Consider the following 19654-nt stretch of genomic DNA (forward strand, 5'->3'; position numbering starts at 1 on the left):
TCGGCGTGAATTCACTTTACGCAGAGCGCCCCACAACTTAAGTTGGAAGTTCGCTGTTTCTGTTGTCAGCCTTTTTCCTACACGCCTGTCGGCCGTTGCAGCGAGCGCACCCGGTTCATGGCCATGGCGGCGGCGGCCGTGCGGGTTTCCACGCCCAGCTTGGCGTGCACGCGCTCCAGGTGCTTTTTCACCGTGGCGGGGCTGGCGCCCAGGATGTCGGCAATGTCGCGGTTGATCTTGCCCTGGGCCACCCAGTAGAGCACTTCGGCCTCGCGTGCGGTCAGGCCGAAGGCCTGCACCAGGCTTTCGATGGCGACGGCGTCCGAGGTCTCCTCCATCACGATCAGCCAGTCGCCCGCGGGGCCGCTGGTGGCCTCGTCTTCGTCACCAATGTGGCGGTGCAGCCGGAAGGTCAGGCGCCTGGGGCCGAGGGTGAGCGTCAGGCGCGGCGGCTCCACCACCGGCCCGGCTGTTTCTTCGGCCAGGTGGCGGCGCAGCCACTGCAGCACGGGCTCGGGCGTGACCGGTGCTTCGGTGCCGCAGTAGCGCCGCAGCAAGTCACGCGCCAGCGGGGTCTGCCACATCAGCTTGCCGTCGCTGGCGCGCACGGTGATGGTGGCGTAGCCGAACGCGTCAAGCGCGTTGCGCGCCTGCTGGCGCTCCAGCGCGCCCTGACGGGCCTGCCGGGCAGTGCGCAGGTGCACACCCATGCGGGCAATCACTTCCTGCGGCTTCACGGGCTTGGTCACATAATCCACGCCGCCTGCAGCCAGAGCGGCCACCAGGTGTTCGGTCTCGGTCAGCCCGGTCATGAAGATGATGGGGATCTGCGCCGTCTCGGGATCTGCCTTCAGACGGCGGGCCACCTCGAAGCCGTCCATGCCCGGCATCACGGCATCCAGCAGCACCACGTCGGGCTGCGCCTGGCGCGCGCGGGCCAACGCCGTTTCACCGTCCAGCGCCACCAGCACGGTATGGCCGGTTTCGTCCAGGGTGTCGTGCAGCACGGCCAGGTTCTCCGGCACGTCGTCCACGATCAGCACGACCGGGGTGCCGTCATCCTCCAAGGTGTTCAGCCTCATCCAAGGCCTCCTGCAATATCTGTTCAATGGATTCAAAACGGAATTCACGGGCCAGCGCGCGCAGGCGCTGCAGCGGTTGCGTGCAGTCCGCGTGCAGCTCGCTCAGGCGGTCGATCTGCTGCACGAAACCGCGGTAGTAGCCCAGGCGGGCCAGCTCGCGCAGCGTGCCCAGTTCCGTGGCGCCAAGCCCGTGGGCCAGTTGCGTGGCGGGCGGCCAGGTGGAAGCCGGCGCTGGCGATGTCTGCGCTGCAACGTCGGCGGCCTGCCAGGTCAGCCCCAGTCTCTGCCCCAGCCAGTGCAGCAATTCGTCGCGTCGCACGGGCTTGACGAGGAAGTCTTGCGGCGGCAGGCCGATGTCGTTGTCCAGCCCCTTGTCGAAGGCGTTGGCCGACACCACCGCCAGTGCGGGCGCGGGCTGCAGCCGCATGGCGCGGATGTGACGCAGCGCTTGCCAGCCGTCCATGCCGGGCATGGCCAGGTCCATGAAAACCACGTCGGGCCGCAAGCCGTCGCGCAGCACGCGCAAGGCGTCTTCACCGTGGGTGGCCAGCGTCACCTCAAAGCCCAGAGGCTCCAGCCAACGCGCCAGCAACTGGCGGTCGGCTTCCTCGTTGTCCACCACCAGCACCTGGCGGCGCGCCCCCTCGTAGCCCCGGTAAACAGGTGCCAGCACGGGCTGTGCCGCAGGCGCCTCTTCGGTCAGCTCAGGCAGGAACAGGCGCAGACGGAAGGTTGTCCCCTCCCCCAGGCGGCTGCTGGCTGTCAGCTCGCCCCCCATCAAGTCGGCCAGCATGCGGGCAATGGTCAGGCCCAGGCCCGAACCCGGCGCGCCGCCACTGGCGTGTGCCGCGCCACGCGCAAAGGGTTCGAAGATGCGATCCAGCTCCTCCGGCGCAATGCCGGGACCGGTGTCACTCACCTCGAAGGTGGCCATTTCGCGCACGTGGCGAATGCTCAGCCGCACCTCGCCATGCTGGGTGAACTTCACCGCGTTGCCCAGCAGGTTGATGAGGATCTGGCGCACACGCTTTTCATCGGCGCGCACCACGGGTGGCCACCAGGCGGGTGCGTCGAACACAAAGCGCAGCCCCTTGGCCTGGGCCTGCCACTCGAACATGGCCGCCACCTCGCGCACGGTGTCCTGCCAGCGCCAGGGCTTCAAGTCCAGCGTCAGCTTGCCCGATTCGATGCGCGCGATGTCCAGCGTGCCTTCGATGAGCGACAGCAGGTGCTCGCCACCCCGGCGGATGACCTGGATGGCATGCGAACGGTGGGCGGGCATGCCCTCGTCCTCCTGCAGCAACTGCGCATAGCCCAGGATGCTGTTGAGCGGCGTGCGCAGCTCGTGGCTAATGTTGCTGATGTAGCGCGTCTTGGCCTGGTTGGCCTGGTCTGCTTGCTCACGCGCGCGGTCGGCCACCTGCTTGGCCTGCTGCAGTTGTTCGTCGGTGCGGCGGTGGGAGTCGATCTCGTGCATCAACAAGCGCGTCTGCCGGTTGGACTCTTCCTGCGCCACCTCGCGGCTCTTGTGCGCCAGCACCAGCCACCACGCCACAATGGCCGTGACCAGCAGCAGCGCCGCATACACCTTGATGAAGCCCGAGCGCAGCACGGCCTCCATGTCCAGAGTCACACCCTGCAGTTCCTGGCGGTAAAGCACCCCCAGCACGGCGGCCAGCACGGGCGCCATCACCAGCATCAGCAGCGCGTAATGCGCCAGTCCTGCATCCAGGTAGGGCCACCACGCGCGCGGCACCACGCGGCGCAGCGCGGCATTCCACTGCGCCGACAGGCGCGCGTGCGGTTTGCACAGGTCGCCGCAACGGGCGTCCAGCGTGCAGCACAGCGAACAGATGGGCCCCTGGTAGGCCGGGCAGTGTGCGGTGTCGGGCGCTTCGTATTCGCCTTCGCAAATCACGCAGCGGTGCATGCGCAGGCCCATGTAGGCGCCGTCACCCTCGCCAGCCGGTTGTGGCGTGCGTGCCAGGTAGTACCGCCCCTTCGTGGCCCGGGCAATCAGCGGCGACGCCACGAAGGCCGTGACCAGCGCCACCACCGCCGAAAACGCCTGCGCCAAGGGGCCGAACAACCCCATGTGCGCCGTGATGGACAGGGCCGAGGCCAGCGCCATCGCCCCCACTCCCACGGGATTGATGTCGTACAGGTGGGCGCGCTTGAACTCGATGCCCGGTGGCGACCACCCCATGGGTTTGTTGATGACCAGGTCCGCCACCACGGCCATGATCCAGGCGATGGCAATGTTGGCGTACAGCCCCAGCACCTCGCCCAGGGCCTGGAACACATTCATCTCCATCAGCATGAAGGCGATGAGCGTGTTGAACACCACCCACACCACGCGCCCCGGGTGGCTGTGGGTGAGGCGCGAGAAGAAGTTGCTCCACGCCAGCGAACCTGCGTAGGCGTTGGTGACGTTGATCTTGAGCTGCGACACCACCACGAACAGCGCCGTGGCCGCCACCGCCCAGCCGTAAGGCAGCAGGTGCTCGTAGGCGGCCAGATACATCTGGTTCGGGTCCACCGCGCGCTCGGCAGGCACTTGGTACTGCAGGGCCAGGTGCGCCAGCAGGGCACCGCCCAGCATCTTCAGCACACCGGGCACCACCCAGCCCGGGCCGCCGCCCAGCACGCCCAGCCACCAGCGCGCACGCTTGCCCGGTTGTGGCGCGGGCATGAAGCGCAGGTAGTCTGCCTGCTCCCCCATCTGGGTGATCAGCGCAATGCCCACGGTCAAGGCGGCACCAAACAGGTGCCATCGGAACGTCCCACCCCAACCGGATTCACCGGCATAGTGCACAACACTCGTCAATGCACCAGGATCGAGCATCCACACCGCCACATAGGGCACCACCATCATCACCAGCCACAGCGGCTGCGTCCACACCTGGAAACGGCTGATGACCGACACGCCGTGCGTGACCAGAGGAATCACCACCACCGCGCACAAAAAGTAGCCCCATGCGGGCGGTATGCCCAGCGCCAGCTCCAGCGCATAGGCCATCACCGCGGCCTCCAGCGCGAAGAAGATGAAGGTGAACGACGCGTAGATGAGCGAGGTGATGGTGGAGCCGATGTAGCCAAAACCCGCGCCCCGGGTGAGCAGGTCCATGTCCACGCCGTAGCGCGCCGCATAGACGCTGATGGGCAGCCCCGCCAGGAAGATGATCAACCCGGTGGCCAGGATGGCCCAGAAGGCGTTGATGAAGCCGTATTGCACCAGCAGAGTGGCGCCCACCGCCTCCAAGATGAGGAAGGACGCCACCCCGAACGCTGTGTTGGCCACCCGCCATTCCGACCATTTGCGAAAGCGCTGCGGCGTGTAGCGCAGGGCGTAGTCCTCCATGGTCTCGCTGGCCACCCAGCTGTTGTAGTCGCGGCGCACCTTGATGATGCGTTGGGGAGGATCGGTCAGGCCCCCGCTCTCCAGCGCTGCGCTGGCCGCTGCCCCCCGAGGGGGCTGACCCGCCTTGGGGCGGCCCGGCGGCGGGTCGGGCAAATTTTCGGTTCTGGCGTTCACGCGCGGCAAGGTGCAGCTTTCGTGCCATACGCCGGATGCCGGATTCCCCCTGTCCCCCGTCTATCGGCATACTGGCGGCTCAACTGCTGCCCGGCACGCGTTTTGCTGGAACCACACCATGGAACTCACGCCCCGCGAGAAAGACAAGCTGTTGATCTTCACCGCCGCGCTGCTTGCCGAAAGGCGCCGCGCGCGTGGCCTCAAGCTCAACTACCCTGAGGCCATCGCCCTCATTACCGCTGCCGTCATGGAAGGCGCGCGCGACGGCAAAAGCGTCGCCGAGCTGATGAGCGAGGGCCGCACCGTGCTCACCCGCGACGATGTCATGGACGGCGTGGCCGACATGATCGCCGACATCCAGGTGGAAGCCACTTTCCCCGACGGCACCAAGCTCGTCACTGTGCACCAGCCCATCGTCTGAACCGAACCTTGCACCCAGGAAGCCCAACATGTTCTCCACATCCACCCGCCTGATCACCGCACTTGCAGCCTGCGCCATGGCCACGCAGGCCCAGGCCCACGAAGGCCACGGCCTGTTCGGCCCGCACTGGCACGCCACCGACACGCTGGGCTTTGTCGCCCTGGCCGTGGGCGTTGGCGCTGCCATCTGGCTGTCGCGCAAGTGAAGGCAAGGTCATGACCCCTGGCGAATACCTCATCGACGCGGGTGAGCTCCCCCTCAACCGGGGCCGCCGCACGCTTACCGTGGTGGTGAAGAACACGGGTGACCGCCCCATTCAGGTGGGCTCGCACTACCACTTCGCCGAAACCAACGCCGCGCTCAGCTTCGACCGCACCGCCGCACGCGGCATGCGACTGAACATCGCCAGCGGCACCGCCGTGCGCTTCGAGCCCGGCCAGCAACGCACCGTGGAGCTGGTGGACTACGCGGGTGCGCGCATCGTCCACGGCTTTCGCGGGCTGACGCAAGGAAAACTCTGAACCATGCTGAGCCTGTTCACCACCGCTTTTTTGCTGGGTCTGATATTCAACGCAGCCCCCGGTGCGGTTTTCGCCGAAACGGTACGTCAAGGCCTGCGCGGCGGCTACCGCCCGGCCCTGGCTGTCCAGTTTGGCTCACTGGTAGGCGATGCCACTTGGGCCGTGCTGGGGCTGATGGGCATCGGCTTGGCACTCCAGTGGGACGCGCTGCGCTGGCCGATTGGTTTGGCAGGCTCTGCCTACTTATGTTATTTGTCGTGGGACAGCTGGTGCGCCGCGCGGCAGGTGCACGAAGTACACAGTGCGGCAGATAACACCCTGCATCGGCCAATGCGCGCCGGGATGCTGTTGTCGCTGACCAATCCGCAAAACCTGGCTTACTGGGCTGCCATGGGAAGCGCGATGGGGGCAGTCGGTGTAGTCCAACCTAACTCGCTGGATTACGGCATCTTTTTCTCGGGCTTCATGACGGCGTCATTGCTGTGGTGCTTTGTCTGTGCTGCACTGGTGGACCGGATTTTCCGCCGCGCTGGCGCGACTTGGGCTCGCTTCACTTACAGACTGTGCGCCGCGGTATTGCTTTCATTGGCATTGAGCACGTTGCGGGATCTGTCCCAACCCATGGGTCAAAACGCCCTCGCCTCACAACCAGTCGTACACGGCCACCCCTGAGTATTCACAAGGACGCTCCTTCATGGCAAGCATTTCCCGCAGCGCCTACGCCGACATGTTCGGCCCCACCGTGGGCGACCGCCTGCGCTTGGCCGACACCGGCTTGGTCATCGAGGTGGAAAAGGACTACACCCTGGCCTCTGGCGGCTACGGCGAAGAGGTCAAGTTCGGCGGCGGCAAGACCATCCGAGACGGCATGGCGCAATCGCAAAGAACGCGTGCCGAAGGCGCCGTGGACACCGTGCTGACCAACGCGCTCATCATCGACCACTGGGGCATCGTCAAGGCCGACATCGGCCTGAAGGACGGACGCATCGTGGCCATCGGCAAAGCGGGCAACCCGGATACGCAACCCGGCGTGGACATCGTCATCGGCGCGGGCACCGAGATCATCAGCTGCGAAGGCCACATCGTCACCGCTGGCGGCATCGACAGCCACATCCACTTCATCTGCCCGCAGCAGGTGGACGAGGCCCTGGCGTCGGGCGTGACCACCATGCTCGGCGGCGGCACGGGCCCCGCCACCGGCACCTTTGCCACCACCTGCACGCCCGGCCCCTGGCACATCGAACGCATGCTGCAGGCGGCAGACGGCCTGCCCATGAACATCGGCTTCCTGGGCAAGGGCAACGCCAGCCAGCCCGCGCCGCTGCGCGAGCAGATCGACGCGGGCGTGATCGGTCTGAAGCTGCACGAAGACTGGGGCACGACGCCCAGCGCCATCAGCAACTGCCTGGACGTGGCCGAAGAGACCGACACCCAGGTCGCCATCCATTCCGACACGCTGAACGAATCGGGCTTCGTGGAGGACACCATCGCCGCCACCAAGGGCCGCACGCTGTGTGCCTTCCACACCGAAGGCGCGGGCGGCGGCCACGCGCCCGACATCATCCGCGTGGTGGGTGAAGCGAACTTCCTGCCCTCGTCCACCAACCCCACCATGCCCTACACCGTCAACACGCTTGACGAGCACGTGGACATGCTGATGGTCTGCCACCACCTGGACGCAGGCATTCCCGAGGACCTGGCCTTTGCCGAAAGCCGCATCCGCCGCGAAACCATTGCCGCCGAAGACATCCTGCACGACCTGGGTGCCATCAGCATCATGAGCAGCGACAGCCAGGCCATGGGGCGCGTGGGCGAGGTGATCATCCGCACCTGGCAGACGGCCGACAAGATGAAGGCCCAGCGCGGCTCGTTGCCCGAAGACAGCAGCCGCAGCGACAACTTCCGCGTCAAGCGCTACGTCGCCAAGTACACGATCAACCCGGCCATCGCGCATGGCATCTCGCACATCGTGGGCTCGCTGGAAGTGGGCAAGTGGGCCGATCTGGTGATCTGGAAGCCAGCCTTCTTTGGTGTGAAACCGGCACTGGTGCTCAAGGGCGGCAGCATCGCGCTGGCCGCCATGGGCGACCCGAACGCTTCCATCCCCACGCCGCAGCCGGTGCACTACCGCCCGCAGTTTGGTGCCCTGGGCGGCGCGCTGGCCAAAGGCAGCCTGAGCTTTGTGTCGCAAGCAGCGCAGGCTGCCGGGGTGGCGCAACGCTACGGCCTGCAAAAGACCACGGTGGCGGTGCAAAACTGCCGCAACGTCACCAAGGCCAGCATGGTGCACAACAGCTACGTGCCCAAGATGGAGATTGACGCTCAAACCTACGCCGTGCGGGCCGACGGCCAGTTGCTGGTGTGCGAGCCCGCGCGTGTGCTGCCCATGGCGCAACGCTACTTCCTCTTCTGAGAATCATGCCCCCACGCTCACTCTGTTCGCTGCCCCCCGAGGGGGCCTCAGCCTCCTTGAGGCGGCTCTGCGGAGGCTGAAATGCTCCACGCCACCCGTTGCATCCCCCAAGGCCAGGGCCTGGCTCGTCCGGTGCTGGACCGCGCCGCCACGCTCACGCTCGACTGGGACCTGCGCCAGAAAAGCCGCTTCGATGCCGAAGACTCCCAGGGCCGCCGCGTGGGCGTGTTCCTGCCGCGCGGCACCGTGGTGCGCGGTGGCGACGTGCTCGTCACACACGACGGCTCGCTGCTCAAGGTGCTGGCCGCGCCCCAGGCGGTGCTGCGCATCACCCACTGCAGTGAACACGGCACGCCGTTTGACCTCATCCGCGCGGCCTACCACCTGGGCAACCGCCACGTTCCCATCGAACTGCAGCCCGACCACCTCAAGATCGAACCCGACCACGTGCTGGCCGACATGCTGCGCCAGATGCACCTGATCGTGACCGAGGCGCGCGAGCCGTTCGAGCCCGAGTCCGGCGCCTACGCCAGCGGCGGGCACCACCATGGTCATGGCGGCCATGACCACGCGCACGGCCACGACCATGATCACGGCCATGCACACTGAGTCGGCAACGGGCAGCCTGCTGCCCCTGCTGTGGCTGGCATCGCCCGCGGTACCCATCGGTGGCTTTTCCTATTCCGAAGGGCTGGAAGCCGCCATTGACACGGGCCGCGTGACGGACGAAGCCAGCGCTGCCCGCTGGCTGGCCGACCAGCTGCAACTGAGCCTGGCCCGCGCCGACCTGGCCGTGTTGGCCCAAGCCGTGCCTGCCTGGCGGCAAAAAGACTGGCCGCGCCTGCAGGCCCTGGACGCCTGGGTGCGCCAGACCCGCGAAACCGCCGAACTGCGCCTGCAAAGCGAACAGATGGGCCGCTCCCTGGTGGAGTGGCTGAAGTCCCTGCAGCGGCCTGACTTTGACGTGACCGCCCTGCCTGCAGACCTTCGCGCCCCCACCTACCCGGTGGCCTTCGGTCTGGCGCTGGCCTGCCACACCGCGCCCGACAGCCCCGTGCGCGACGGCCTGTTCGCCTGCGCCTTCGGCTGGGCCGAAAACATGGTGCAAGCCGCCATCAAGGCCGTACCCCTGGGCCAGAGCGCAGGCCAGCGCATCCTGGCGCAGCTGTGCGCCCACATTCCCGCTGCCGTGCAAACGGCACTCCAAACCCCCGACGCCGACCGCCAGGCCTTCAGCCCCATGCTGGCCATCCTGTCGGCCCGCCACGAAACCCAGTACTCACGCCTGTTCCGCTCATGAACGCACCTGCCATGCACCACATTCCCGGCCGCACCAAAACCCTGCCCCCGCTGCGGGTGGGCGTAGGCGGCCCCGTTGGCTCCGGCAAGACGACCCTGCTCGAAATGCTGTGCAAAGCCATGCGCGACAAGTACGACCTTATCGCCATCACCAACGACATCTACACCAAGGAAGACCAGCGTCTGCTCACCATCAGCGGCGCGCTGCCGCCCGAGCGCATCATGGGTGTGGAAACCGGCGGCTGCCCGCACACCGCCATCCGCGAGGACTGCTCCATCAACCTTGAAGCCATCGACCGCATGCTGGGCGCGTTCCCCAACGCCGACATCGTGTTCGTGGAAAGCGGCGGCGACAACCTGGCCGCCACCTTCAGCCCGGAACTGTCCGACCTCACCATCTACGTCATCGACGTGGCCGCTGGCGAAAAAATCCCTCGCAAGGGCGGCCCCGGCATCACCAAAAGCGACCTTTTCGTCATCAACAAGACCGACCTGGCCCCGCTGGTGGGCGCCAACCTGGACGTGATGAAGGCCGACACCGAGCGCATGCGCCCCGACGCCGAGCGCCGCCCCTGGGTCATGACCAACCTCAAGACCCAGGCCGGGCTGGACGAGGTGATCCGTTTCATCGAAATGCGCGGCATGCTCACTAGCGCCTGAAGCGGCGGACTTGGCCCGGCGGAGGGTACAATCGCTGCCTTCAACGACCCTACGGAAGCGTGGCAGAGTGGTCGATTGCACCGGTCTTGAAATGAAGTGCATTTGACGCAACGCCAACGCAACCAATTGATTTTTAAAGAGAAATTTTCATTATTTGATGATTTTTTCTTGCAAAGATTTGCAAAGTCTTGCGGTTACGGCAGGAGCTACAATCTCCAGCTGACCCGCTTAAACACACATGGAGGTGTGGCAGAGTGGTCGATTGCACTGGTCTTGAAAGCAGTTGCATCGCCTCCGAGCGCGTTGATTTATAAGGGTTTTTCTTGATCGTTTCCGCAACTTGCGGAAATCATTTCCGCAACCCCCACGGGGCGGCGGGCAGAATTGGAAGCGTGGTCGAGTGGTTTAAGGCAGTGCTCTTGAAAAGCACCGAGGGCTGATACCCCTCCGTGAGTTCGAATCTCACCGCTTCCGCCAGGTGCGAAAACGGCCCCGAGCATGGGGCCGTTTTCATTTGGTCGGCTTCACGGTTTCGCCCACCCGACGATAGACCTTCTCGGTTATCTCCTGCTCGGTGTGGCCCAGCAGCTTGCTGGCGTGTTCGAGGTCCATTTCCGACGCGGCCTTGGGCCGGATGTCGCGGAACTGGAAGGCGCGAATTCTGGCGGCCAGTTGGTCGTCGCCGGCTTCGGCGGCCTTCTTGGCGGCATCGGCTCGCGCGTCGTCAAACCTGGTGCGCAGCGTCCATTGATTCAGCGCGGTGCCGGCGGGTGTGGCGATGAGGAACAGGCTCGCCACCTTGCGCTCGCGCGCCTTGATGCGGTCAATGACCTTGCCCAACTCGGTGCGGGTGCCGCCGTCGTCCAGCAGGATGCGCAATTTCTTCTTGGTCTTGTTCTGCTGCACCTCGATGGCGCCGTCCTTGATGTCGGCGAGGCGCATCTTGAGCACGTCGGCCGGGCGCTGGCCGGTGAGATAGTTCAGGTCCATGGCGTCCTGCAACTCCACGCACGCGGCGGAATACACAGCGGACCACACGGCGTCGTCGGCGTAGAAGTCGCGGGGCTTTTCCTTGTTCTTGCGCACGCCCTTGACCGGGTTTTCCTTGGCGGTATAGCCCCACTCGCGCGCCATGTTCCACACGTGGGAGAGTAGCGCGATTTCACGATTTGCCCGCACCGGGGCCTTGAGGCCGCGCTTGTCGCGGTACTGTGCAATATGCTGCGGGGTGATGGTGTCGATGCCCACGGCGTCGAACACCTTGCGCAGCATGGCGAGGCACCCGAGGTTGTCCTTCTGCGTCTTGGGCGCCTTGGTCGGGATGATGTCGCGCTCGTAGCGGTCGAACACGAACCGCATCAAGCCGGTTTCCGCTGGCGCCTCGCGGCACTCCAACTCGGCCCACTTGCGCTTGGCCTCGTTCAGATCGTGCCCGAGCGGAATCTCGACCCGGCGCCCGGTGGCGTCGCGGCCGTTGTAGTAGAAGGATTCCCAAACCTTGCCGCTTTTCAGCGTGCGCACGCGGCGCAGCATCCTGGGCGGCAAGTCGCGGTGGTTTGACTTCGGGCGCATCATGACAGCTTAATCCAAAGCGGCAAAGTTGGGTCGGCCGGCGGGTTGCATGCTGGTGCCGGCGGCAGTCGGCTGCACGCCGGCCAGGCGCATGCGCGCAGCCCAGCGGCCCACGATGGGGCGGCCCGAGGCATTCACCACGTAGGGCCACCCGTTCTTGTCCAGCCACTCCCGCTGGCTGGCGACGTGCTTGTAGCCTGTCACCTCGGCCAGTTCGTCGGCGGTTAGAAATTCAGTTTCACTCATGGCAGCTTGTACCTGTCACGGCACGGGGCGCAGGCCCCGCGAATCAGTCGGGCGGACCATTCGCCGCACAGATCGCAGTCGCCCGGTACGCCGGGCTCGATGCGGGCTGCCTGCTCGCGCACCTGGTTGAGGGCCGAGGTGGTGGCGATGTGTTCGCGCTCCTGGGCGAGGTCGATTTCATCGGCCATTGCAAGCCACCTCCCGTTGTTTGGCCTCGGCCTTGAGGGCGGCGTAGGCGATGCAGTCGTCGGCGCTGTCCTCGTGGAATCCGGGGCGCTGCCACTGGCGCACGTCCTTGAGAATCTGCAACAGCAGCCAGCCCTCGGCCTCGGTCAGGTTGTGGCCGGTCACGATGTTGAAGGCGGCAACGCATTTACCCATGCTGCGCTCGCCCTCGGGCTTGTCGTATTGCTTGCCGCGCTCGGTCATGATGTCGGCGGCGCGGCGCAGGAATTCAGGCGCGACGCGGTATTCGGGTCGTTCTTCGCTCATCGTTGTTTCCTCTTCATGGCTTCAAGTAGTAGGTCTTGCACCTCGCGCTTCGATTCGCGGCGGGCTATCACAAGCTCGTCCACGGTGTCGGCGGCGACGATGTGATGGATGAATACCGGGCGGTCGTGCCCGGCTTGCGCCTGGCGCGTGGGGCCGATGCGCTCGATGATTTGCTGGAACTGCTCCAAGTCCCACCAGTGGCCGAAGAAGGCCAGGATGTTGCCGCCGTCCTGCAAGTTCAGGCCGTGGCCGGCGCTGGCCGGGTGGGCGAACAAGACCGGGATCTTCCCGGCGTTCCAGTCGCGGATGGTTTGCGGGTCTTTGTCCAGCGTGCGGCCTTTGGGGAAGGCACGCTGCAGGCGGGCGAGGTCACTCTTGAAGTGGTAGGCCACCAGCACCGGCATGCCGGCCGCTTCCTCGATCACGTCCTCAAGCGCTTGCAGCTTCGCGTCGTGGATGTCGGCAAAGGCGCTGCACGTGTCGTCGGTGTAGATTGCGCCGTTGGCGAGTTGCAGGCACTTGATCGTTTTGCTGGCCGCGTTGAAGGCTTCCACCTCGGTGCCGCATTCCAGCGCGAGGAACATCTCGCGCTCCATGTCCTTGTAGAGGCACCGGGCCTTGGCCGGCAACTCCACGCGAATGACGTTGACGATGGGCTGGGAAATGTCGAAGTAATCGCGGGCGTCGAGCGAGAGGCAAAGGTCGCGCATCCTGTCCTCGATTTGTTCCTGGGCGAACGGCAGCGGGTCGAGGCGCGTAGCGTGGCGGTCACTGCCCACCTGGATGGACTGGAACCACCGCGACTTGAAAGCCTCGAAGCTGCGCCCCAGGCGAACGCCCTTGTCAAGGAACCACGCCTGCCCCCACAAGTCCTGCAACCCGTTCGGGCTGGGCGTGCCGGTCAGTTCGATGAAGCGGTCGACCTTGCAATGGGCAACGCGGCCCAGGGCGTGCGCGCGCTTGCCGCCCTGTTGCAGGCGGAAGGACTTGAGCTTGGTCGATTCGTCGGCCACCACTTTGTGGAACGGCCACTTGTCGCCGTAATGCTCGACCAGCCACGGCAGGTTGTCGTAGTTGGTGGTGTATATCGTGGCCGGCCGCTTGAGCGCAGCGCGCCGTTCTTCGGGCGTACCGACGACGGCCGACACTTCCACGTTCGTGAGGTGCGCCCACTTCCGTGCCTCGTCGGGCCAGGTGCTCGCGGCCACGCGCAGCGGGGCCAGCACCAGGGCCGGGCCAGGCTCGGTGATTTCCAGAATGTCGAGCGCAGTCAGCGTGGACACGGACTTGCCCATGCCCATGCCGGCCCATACGGCGCCGCGCTGCAAGTTCAGCACGTGGTCGATGATCGCGTGCTGGTACTCGCGGGGGGTGAATGCCTGGCGGGTCATACCAAACCCTCGGCGCTGTTTCCTCTTGCCCGGATCGCTGCGGCGCACCGGTCGGCAGGTGCCGGCCGGTAGTATTCTTTGCCGCCGTGGTCGAGTGCCATCACCTTGCTGTCGCATAGTGCTGCGCAGGCTTCCCGCTCGGCTTCCGCTGCGGCGCACATGGCCGCACCCATTGCGGCCCGCATTTCATCGAGCGTTTTCTGCATCGAGTAATAACGCAACCCCGAGCCGGCAGCGCGAAGCACAGCGTCAAGGTATTGGTCGACGTTGCTCATTGCCGGGCCTCCACGTATTCGAAGCCGACGCCGGCTTCCAGGAACATGGCCGAGGCGCTGCACATGTCGTCGGCCCAGCGCTCGCCGAAGCCCTCGGCGGGCATCTGCGCGACGACGCGGGCAATGCCGGCCTGTATCAGCTTGGCCGCGCAGCGTGCGCACGGCGGGTGGGTCACGTAGAGGGTGCAGCCTTCCACCGGGCGGCCGGCGAACAGCAGGGCGTTTTCCTCGGCGTGGATGGTGCGGCGCAGCTTCTCGTCCCGGTCGAACAGGGCCTCGTCGGAATCGCACACGGCGCGCGGGAATCCGTTGTAGCCCAGCGAGACAACCCGGTTCTTGGCATCGACGATCACGGCGCCCACGCCCGTGCTCGGGTCTTTGCTCCACGTGGCGACCAGATTCACCAGGCCCAACATGCGACGATCCCACTTGCTCATGCTTGCACCTCGGTTTCAACGTGCAGCGTCATGCCTGCGATTTGCGGGCAGTGGCCGACTTTGCGGCGTGACTCGATGGCGTGGGCGTTGTAGCTGGCCGTGCTGACAATCTCGCCGGCTTCGTTCAAGCCAAGCAGGTGGGCGCCGCCGCGTTCGGTGATGGCGACGACCAGCCAGAAAGCGGTGTTGCTGCTGTTGCCGCCAGCGGCGTACAAGTCGCCGACCTTGAAGCGCAGCGAATTGGTGACGGCTTCGGGAATAGCGATCTTCATGCCAGCACCTCGTCCACACCCTCGAAGGAATCGACAACCTCGACGCGCTGGCCCATGCGGCGCATGCGTTCGTGCTCACGGATTTGATGTGGCCGGCACTTCTCGCCGGGTGCCTTGAGTTCCACCCAAATGGTGCGGTCGGGCAGCATGACGATGCGGTCGGGCGCGCCGTTGCGTCCGATCCACTTCACCTTGCGGACTTCGCCGCCCTTGGCCTTGACCTGCTCGACCAGGTATTGCTCGACGTCGCGCTCACGCATGGCGAACCCTCCGCCATGCCATGCGAAGGCTGGGCATGTGGTCGAGCCCCAGCGAACGGTAGAAGCGATAAAACCGGATGAATTTCATGGGTCAGTCCTTGCGGTAGCGATAGGCTTCAAAGCCGGCCGCTGCGAGCGGCAGGCCCTCGGCCCAGGTGGGGGTGGTAGCCATCAGCCCGGCCAGGTGGCCGGCGTTGAATTCGTCGCGGTCGTCGGCTTCGGTGATGTTTTCGTCATGCACCGAGAGGACGATCTGGTAGCCGGCCGACTCGATGGCCGGCATGTTCCCGGCGAGCACGTCACGGGCTACAGCCTGGGTCACGTTCTCGGCCAACTTGCCGCCGTAGGTCTTGAGGCGCGACCACTTGCGGCTGTACTGATTGACGCCCATGTACGAGAGCTTCCCGGTTTCATCCGCCTGAGGGCTCGGGTAGCAAAGGAACCGGCCGGACGGCAGGCGGATACGCAGCCAGGCGCCGTCGCGGCGCAGCTTGAGCATGCGGCAGGTGAAGGTCACGCCGGGCCGCTGCACGGCAAGCACGGCGGCTTCCTGCAACTCTTTCCAGAATGAGGCGATGGCCGGGTGGCCGTAGCGCCACGCCCGCTTGAACGAATCGCAAACCAGCCAGGCGCGGTCGGACAGGCCGAAGGTCGGGCGCTTGTTGAGCTTCGTCCAGGCCAGCGCGCTGTTGGCCTCGTTGAGGATGGGCTGCGGGATAGATTCGATGGCCTGCTCGCCCATGGCTTCAAGGTCGATGCTGTAGGCGGCCGCGAACGTGAGGAAGGCACCGACGCCGCCTTCATAGCCGAGGGCGAGTTCCTGCACCTTGCCGACCTGCCGGTTGTCCTTGGTCACGGCCTCGGGCTTGATGCTGAACGACTTGGCATAGGCCAGCTTGTAGAGGTCGTGGCCCATGCGGATGGGCTCGTCCTTCTCGTCGAGTTCCAGGGCGATGGGCCGGCCGGTCAGCGCGGCATGGGTCAGGGCCGTGCCGGTGTGCCACTTGCCGTCCAGGCCCTTGCAGGTATCGAAGTCACGGAAGGCTTGCAGCTTCCATTCCTCGCCGGCCAGCCAAGCGAGCACGCGCCCTTCGATGTTGGAGAGGTCGGCGACCACCAGCTTCTTGCCCTGGGGTGCGACGATGCAGCCCCGGATTGCGCTGCTGGTCAGTTCCATGACGTTGCTGAACAGCAGATCCTCGCAATTCGCTTTCAGGGCCTCGATGCCCTGGTCAATGGCTTTCTGCTTGAGCACCGGGCGCGGCAGGTTTTGCGGCTGGAACAGGCGGCCAGCCCAGCGGCCGGTGCGGCTGGCGCCGTTGAATTGCAGCGTGCCGCGCAGCCGGCCGTCGCTGCTCACCGCCTTGGCGAGAGTCTTGTACTTGCTGGTGCTGGTGGTGCTGGCCTGCAAGCGGATGGCAAGCAGTTCGCGCAACTCGACCGGCAGGTCGGGGTCGGCAATGCGCCGTTCCAGCGTGCTCTGCTGCATGTCCGGCAGGTCGATGCCGTAGGCCGCGACCAGGTGGCGCAGCAGCGCATCGCGCTGGGTGGCCGCCTGCACCACGCCCAGGGTCAGGTCACTGGTGCGCGCGGCGAGTACCTTCTGCGCGCGTTCCACGGCGCGGATGGCAGCGTGCGCCAAGTCGGTGTCGACCATGACGCCCCGGTCGTTGATCGCCTGGTCGAGGTGCCACAAGGCGAGTTCCCCGGCCTGGTAATTCCACGCCGGCAGCTTCTTGTCGATGGCGCGCATGGCCTCGATGTCGAGCCCGGCGTACTCCACGAACTTGGCCCACTCGGCGGGGTGCGTTTCGCGCGTGGCGCGGCGCACCTTGCTGGTGGCCGGGCGCGGCTTGCAGAACAGTTGAATCAACTGGCGGCCGGCCTTGTCCTTGGCCTTGTCGGTCGGCACCTTGAGGATGTCGCACAGATCGCCCAGCGAGCCCGGCAGGGAGTGGGCCAGGGCCTTGACCATGGTGTCGCGCCAGCGCTCGCGCGGCAGGCGGTAGCCGGAATGCCAAAGCACCGTGCGGTCGAAGTGGGAGTTGTGGGCGTAGAGGATGACGGCCGGGTCGTCGAGCGCGTCGGCGAGGTCGTCGGGCATCAGGGGCCGGGCGGTGCAGTCCCACACTTTCACCGGGCCGTCGTCGAGGGCGTAGGCGAAAAGCATGATTTCCGCGCCTTCGGCGTAGGCGTGGGTGCCGTTGGTGATGGGCACCGCGCTATAGGTTTCAAGGTCAAGCCAGAGGGTCGTCATGTTCTTTTCCGTGTTCGCTTTGGTGAGGCGGCGGGCATGTGCGGTGCCGTCTGTACGGCTGGGGAGAGGCCCTAGGCAATCCCCAGGCTGCGCGCCGCCTCACCAAAGCGCCCGGCCCGAAGGCCGGGGCTTGGGGTGGTTAAACGAGGTCGTCGGCGGTAGCGCCTTCGGCGATGTCGTCGAACTCGTCCTCGCTCGCGGCACCGCCACCCGCGAAGGCGTCGCCGTCCTTGAAGAACTGAACACCGCGCAGGCTGGCGTTGATGCGCTTGCCGTAGTTGTTGTCCTGCGCCCACAGTTCGACGCTGGCATTCACGTAGCAGCCGGCGTAGGGCTTGCCGTCCTGCTCGGTGAGCGGGCTCTTGTCCTTGTCGATGACCAGCGGCCGGGTGGTGCTGCGCGCGGACACATAGAGGTTGCCGGGGAAGCCGTCATAGTTGGACTTGAGGTCGCCGTCGTGCAGGGCCACCTTGTCCTGGGCGCGCATCTGCTTGAGGATGGCGTCGGCCTTGGCGCCCCACTTTTCCTTGGCGACTTGCTCGATGGCCTGGTTGAGGGCCTTCACTTGCGGGTCGGCCGGGTCCATCAGGAAGGAAGCGGAAAACGCCGGCTTACCTTCGCCATTGACGGTCTTGGCCTCGAACAGCACGGGGAAAGCGAGGCGCACGTTGTTGAGTTTCAGTTTCATGGTTAAAGCTCCTTGGTCTGGAAAAATTGGGGGTACTCACGCTTGACCCGCTCGATGGCTTTCTCGATGGCTTTCACACGCGCGAGCGGGTCGGCCCGCGTGATGGGGGTTTGTGCCGCCTGTTGCAGCAGCTTTGCGGCGTCGCGGGGCAGCACGTTGGCAGGCGGCAGGTTCTTCACACCAAGTCCTCCACGGCTTCGGACACGTCGGCGAATTCGTCGGCGGTGGCCTGGATGACGAGGGCCGGGCGCTTGTCGGACTCGGGCGCCACGCTGGGCTTGCCTTCGCTCTGCGTAATGAGGCCCTGCAACTTCGGCCACTGGCGCGGGCCGATGGTCCCGGCCTTGTGCAGCTTCTCGGCGGTGGTCGGCGAAATCAGCGAGAAGTCGTACATTTCTTCCAGCTTCATGCGCATGGACTTCATGGTGGCTTCGACTTCCTTGTCGTCGGCCCAGCGGCGAGCGCCGCGTCGTCCTTCCACCAGCTTGAAGCCGGGCACCGGGCGGCCGGCGAGCAGTTCGGCCTCGGCCTTGGCGCGGATGGCCTTGCACCAGGACTCGACCAGATCAACGGCGCCCAGCAGGTTGCCGAGGATGGCGTTGTCGAAGGTGCGCTCGGCGGCGTGCTCGATCTGCGGCGCCACCGGCTGCGTGGTATCGACGAAATCGTCGGCCACCGTGGCGAGCACGTGCTCGGTCAGCGTCGGGCAGATCGCCTTGGCCTTGCAGAAGCGGCATTGATCGTTGCCGGGGTTGAGGTACTTCTCGTGCAGTTCCTGATAGTTGCCGTGGTACTGCATGGCCGCGAAGCAGCGCTCGGCGCCGCGCTTGACGTGCTCGGCGAACAGCGTGCGCAGGTCCGGCACGTTGCGCACCCACTCGCTGATATGGTCGAGGCGAGGCTGCACGATGACGACGCGCGCGGTATGGAAGTCGCCGAGGAATTCGAACTCGTTGAGCGCTGCCAGGGCGTAAATCTGCAACTGCTCGTTGTTCTCGGCATCGACCTTGACGCCACGGCCATACTTCAAATCGACGATGACCAGTTCGTTGCCGGCCAGGATCACGGCGTCGGACGTGCCTTTGGCGCCGGCCTCGCTGGTAATCGCTTCGATGCTCAAGCGCTGCTCGACCATGAGTTCGCCGTCGATGCTGCGCACGTAGTCGAGGTACTTCTGCACGTGGCCGGCCATGTCGTCGGTGACTTCCCAGCCCTTGCCATTCACCTGGATGATGCGGCCCAGGTAGGCGGTGGCGTCGTTGCCGTTCGCCAGTGCCATGGCGGCCAGTTCGTGCGCTGCGGTGCCCTCGTCGGCGAAGTCGCTGGAATCGTCCGGGCAAGTCGCCTCAAGGGCTACGCTGCCGGGGCAGTTCAGCCAGCGGTGCGCGCTGGATGGGGAGAGTTTGGCGTGTTCGCTCATTCGGATACTTCCTCGGTTTCGGGTTCAACAAATTCGCCTTGGGCGTTGAGGGCGTACCAGGTGTCCGGCTTGATGCCGTTCTCGCCCACCTTGCTGGCGCGGATGTGGATCAGGCGGCCGTCGTTCTCGTCGCGGTAGCAAAGGACGATGGCGCCGCCGGCTGCTGCGCGGGCACGGCCTTGGATACCCAGCGAGGCCGCGACGGACTCGGCCCCCTTCACCTCGGCCGCCGAGCGGTAGCCCGTGTTCGTGGCCGCCGAGCGGTTGCCCGTGTTCGTGGCCGCCGAGCGGTTGCCCGTGTTCGTGGCCGCCGACTGGTAGCCCGTGTTCGTGGCCGCCGAGCGGTAGCCCGTGTTCGTGGCCGCCGACTGGTAGCCCGTGTTCGTGGCCGCCGACTGGTAGCCCGTGTTCGT

24 protein-coding genes, 1 tRNA gene and 1 pseudogene are annotated in these 19654 nt (G+C 65.8%); 10 read left to right on the forward strand and 16 right to left on the reverse strand.

Annotated features, from left to right (window positions below):
* Window positions 1–77: 77 nt before the first annotated feature.
* A complete protein-coding gene (locus ACYVHH_RS17280; RefSeq protein WP_460566507.1) occupies window positions 78–1082 on the reverse strand; it encodes a response regulator in 1005 nt (334 codons plus the stop codon).
* Complete coding sequence (locus ACYVHH_RS17285) at window positions 1057–4443, reverse strand: hybrid sensor histidine kinase/response regulator (protein WP_460566554.1); 3387 nt, start codon at window positions 4441–4443, stop codon at window positions 1057–1059. The genes ACYVHH_RS17280 and ACYVHH_RS17285 overlap by 26 nt, the downstream gene beginning before the upstream one ends.
* Before the next feature lie 292 nt (window positions 4444–4735).
* Between ACYVHH_RS17285 and ACYVHH_RS17290 the strand changes: the two genes are divergently transcribed.
* The 10 genes and pseudogenes from ACYVHH_RS17290 (at window position 4736) to ACYVHH_RS17335 (ending at window position 10408) form a co-directional block, all read left to right on the forward strand.
* Window positions 4736–5038 carry an urease subunit gamma gene (locus tag ACYVHH_RS17290; protein ID WP_460566509.1) on the forward strand — a complete coding sequence of 101 codons (303 nt, stop codon included), beginning with the start codon at window positions 4736–4738 and terminating at the stop codon, window positions 5036–5038.
* Window positions 5039–5066: 28 nt separating this feature from the next.
* Window positions 5067–5243, forward strand: a complete 177-nt coding sequence (locus tag ACYVHH_RS17295) for a hypothetical protein (RefSeq protein ID WP_460566511.1) — start codon at window positions 5067–5069, stop codon at window positions 5241–5243.
* Window positions 5244–5253: 10 nt separating this feature from the next.
* A complete protein-coding gene (locus ACYVHH_RS17300; protein WP_460566513.1) occupies window positions 5254–5559 on the forward strand; it encodes an urease subunit beta in 306 nt (101 codons plus the stop codon).
* 3 nt (window positions 5560–5562) lie between these two features.
* Window positions 5563–6231, forward strand: coding sequence for a LysE family transporter (locus ACYVHH_RS17305; RefSeq protein ID WP_460566515.1), 669 nt, complete (start codon window positions 5563–5565; stop codon window positions 6229–6231).
* Window positions 6232–6253: 22 nt separating this feature from the next.
* Complete coding sequence (ureC, locus tag ACYVHH_RS17310) at window positions 6254–7972, forward strand: urease subunit alpha (protein WP_460566517.1); 1719 nt, start codon at window positions 6254–6256, stop codon at window positions 7970–7972.
* A gap of 81 nt (window positions 7973–8053) precedes the next feature.
* Window positions 8054–8578: pseudogene (ureE, locus tag ACYVHH_RS17315) on the forward strand (urease accessory protein UreE); the annotation flags it as partial.
* On the forward strand, window positions 8535–9272 hold the full coding sequence (locus ACYVHH_RS17320) for an urease accessory protein UreF (RefSeq protein WP_460566519.1): 738 nt from the start codon (window positions 8535–8537) through the stop codon (window positions 9270–9272). The pseudogene ureE and the gene ACYVHH_RS17320, both read left to right, overlap by 44 nt.
* Entirely contained in the window at window positions 9269–9931 is a 663-nt protein-coding gene (gene ureG, locus ACYVHH_RS17325; protein ID WP_460566521.1) for an urease accessory protein UreG, read from the forward strand. The genes ACYVHH_RS17320 and ureG overlap by 4 nt, the downstream gene beginning before the upstream one ends.
* 102 nt (window positions 9932–10033) lie before the next feature.
* The gene (locus tag ACYVHH_RS17330; protein ID WP_460566523.1) at window positions 10034–10258 is read left to right on the forward strand and encodes a hypothetical protein; all 225 of its coding nucleotides are present in this window, start codon (window positions 10034–10036) and stop codon (window positions 10256–10258) included.
* 59 nt (window positions 10259–10317) lie between these two features.
* Window positions 10318–10408, forward strand: a tRNA-Ser gene (locus tag ACYVHH_RS17335).
* Window positions 10409–10441: 33 nt separating this feature from the next.
* On the opposite strand, the gene ACYVHH_RS17340 is transcribed toward ACYVHH_RS17335, so the two are convergent.
* From ACYVHH_RS17340 to ACYVHH_RS17405, 14 genes are all read right to left on the reverse strand, one after another.
* Window positions 10442–11506, reverse strand: a complete 1065-nt coding sequence (locus ACYVHH_RS17340) for a tyrosine-type recombinase/integrase (protein WP_460566525.1) — start codon at window positions 11504–11506, stop codon at window positions 10442–10444.
* Window positions 11507–11512: 6 nt separating this feature from the next.
* Entirely contained in the window at window positions 11513–11749 is a 237-nt protein-coding gene (locus ACYVHH_RS17345; protein WP_460566527.1) for a DUF4224 domain-containing protein, read from the reverse strand.
* Entirely contained in the window at window positions 11746–11937 is a 192-nt protein-coding gene (locus tag ACYVHH_RS17350) for a conjugal transfer protein TraR (protein ID WP_460566528.1), read from the reverse strand. The genes ACYVHH_RS17345 and ACYVHH_RS17350 overlap by 4 nt, the downstream gene beginning before the upstream one ends.
* The gene (locus ACYVHH_RS17355) at window positions 11927–12241 is read right to left on the reverse strand and encodes a hypothetical protein (protein WP_460566530.1); all 315 of its coding nucleotides are present in this window, start codon (window positions 12239–12241) and stop codon (window positions 11927–11929) included. Before ACYVHH_RS17355 ends, ACYVHH_RS17350 begins: the two co-directional genes overlap by 11 nt.
* Window positions 12238–13632, reverse strand: coding sequence for an SNF2-related protein (locus tag ACYVHH_RS17360; protein ID WP_460566532.1), 1395 nt, complete (start codon window positions 13630–13632; stop codon window positions 12238–12240). The genes ACYVHH_RS17355 and ACYVHH_RS17360 overlap by 4 nt, the downstream gene beginning before the upstream one ends.
* Window positions 13629–13907 carry a hypothetical protein gene (locus ACYVHH_RS17365; RefSeq protein WP_460566534.1) on the reverse strand — a complete coding sequence of 93 codons (279 nt, stop codon included), beginning with the start codon at window positions 13905–13907 and terminating at the stop codon, window positions 13629–13631. Before ACYVHH_RS17365 ends, ACYVHH_RS17360 begins: the two co-directional genes overlap by 4 nt.
* Window positions 13904–14344: a deoxycytidylate deaminase gene (locus ACYVHH_RS17370; RefSeq protein WP_460566536.1), complete on the reverse strand. Its 441-nt coding sequence runs from the start codon at window positions 14342–14344 to the stop codon at window positions 13904–13906. The genes ACYVHH_RS17365 and ACYVHH_RS17370 overlap by 4 nt, the downstream gene beginning before the upstream one ends.
* Complete coding sequence (locus tag ACYVHH_RS17375; protein WP_460566538.1) at window positions 14341–14616, reverse strand: hypothetical protein; 276 nt, start codon at window positions 14614–14616, stop codon at window positions 14341–14343. The genes ACYVHH_RS17370 and ACYVHH_RS17375 overlap by 4 nt, the downstream gene beginning before the upstream one ends.
* Window positions 14613–14876, reverse strand: a complete 264-nt coding sequence (locus tag ACYVHH_RS17380; protein ID WP_460566540.1) for a PDDEXK family nuclease — start codon at window positions 14874–14876, stop codon at window positions 14613–14615. Before ACYVHH_RS17380 ends, ACYVHH_RS17375 begins: the two co-directional genes overlap by 4 nt.
* A gap of 91 nt (window positions 14877–14967) precedes the next feature.
* Window positions 14968–17133: a DNA polymerase family A protein gene (locus ACYVHH_RS17385; protein ID WP_460566542.1), complete on the reverse strand. Its 2166-nt coding sequence runs from the start codon at window positions 17131–17133 to the stop codon at window positions 14968–14970.
* Window positions 17134–17272: 139 nt separating this feature from the next.
* Entirely contained in the window at window positions 17273–17821 is a 549-nt protein-coding gene (locus tag ACYVHH_RS17390) for a DUF2815 family protein (protein WP_460566544.1), read from the reverse strand.
* Between the two features lie 2 nt (window positions 17822–17823).
* Window positions 17824–18000: a hypothetical protein gene (locus tag ACYVHH_RS17395; protein WP_460566546.1), complete on the reverse strand. Its 177-nt coding sequence runs from the start codon at window positions 17998–18000 to the stop codon at window positions 17824–17826.
* A complete protein-coding gene (locus ACYVHH_RS17400) occupies window positions 17997–19241 on the reverse strand; it encodes a DUF2800 domain-containing protein (protein WP_460566548.1) in 1245 nt (414 codons plus the stop codon). Before ACYVHH_RS17400 ends, ACYVHH_RS17395 begins: the two co-directional genes overlap by 4 nt.
* Window positions 19238–19654, reverse strand: a 417-nt coding sequence (locus ACYVHH_RS17405; protein ID WP_460566550.1) for a YdhT family protein, incomplete at its 5' end; no start/stop codon positions are given. The genes ACYVHH_RS17405 and ACYVHH_RS17400, both read right to left, overlap by 4 nt.

Source organism: Hydrogenophaga aquatica, assembly GCF_054780915.1.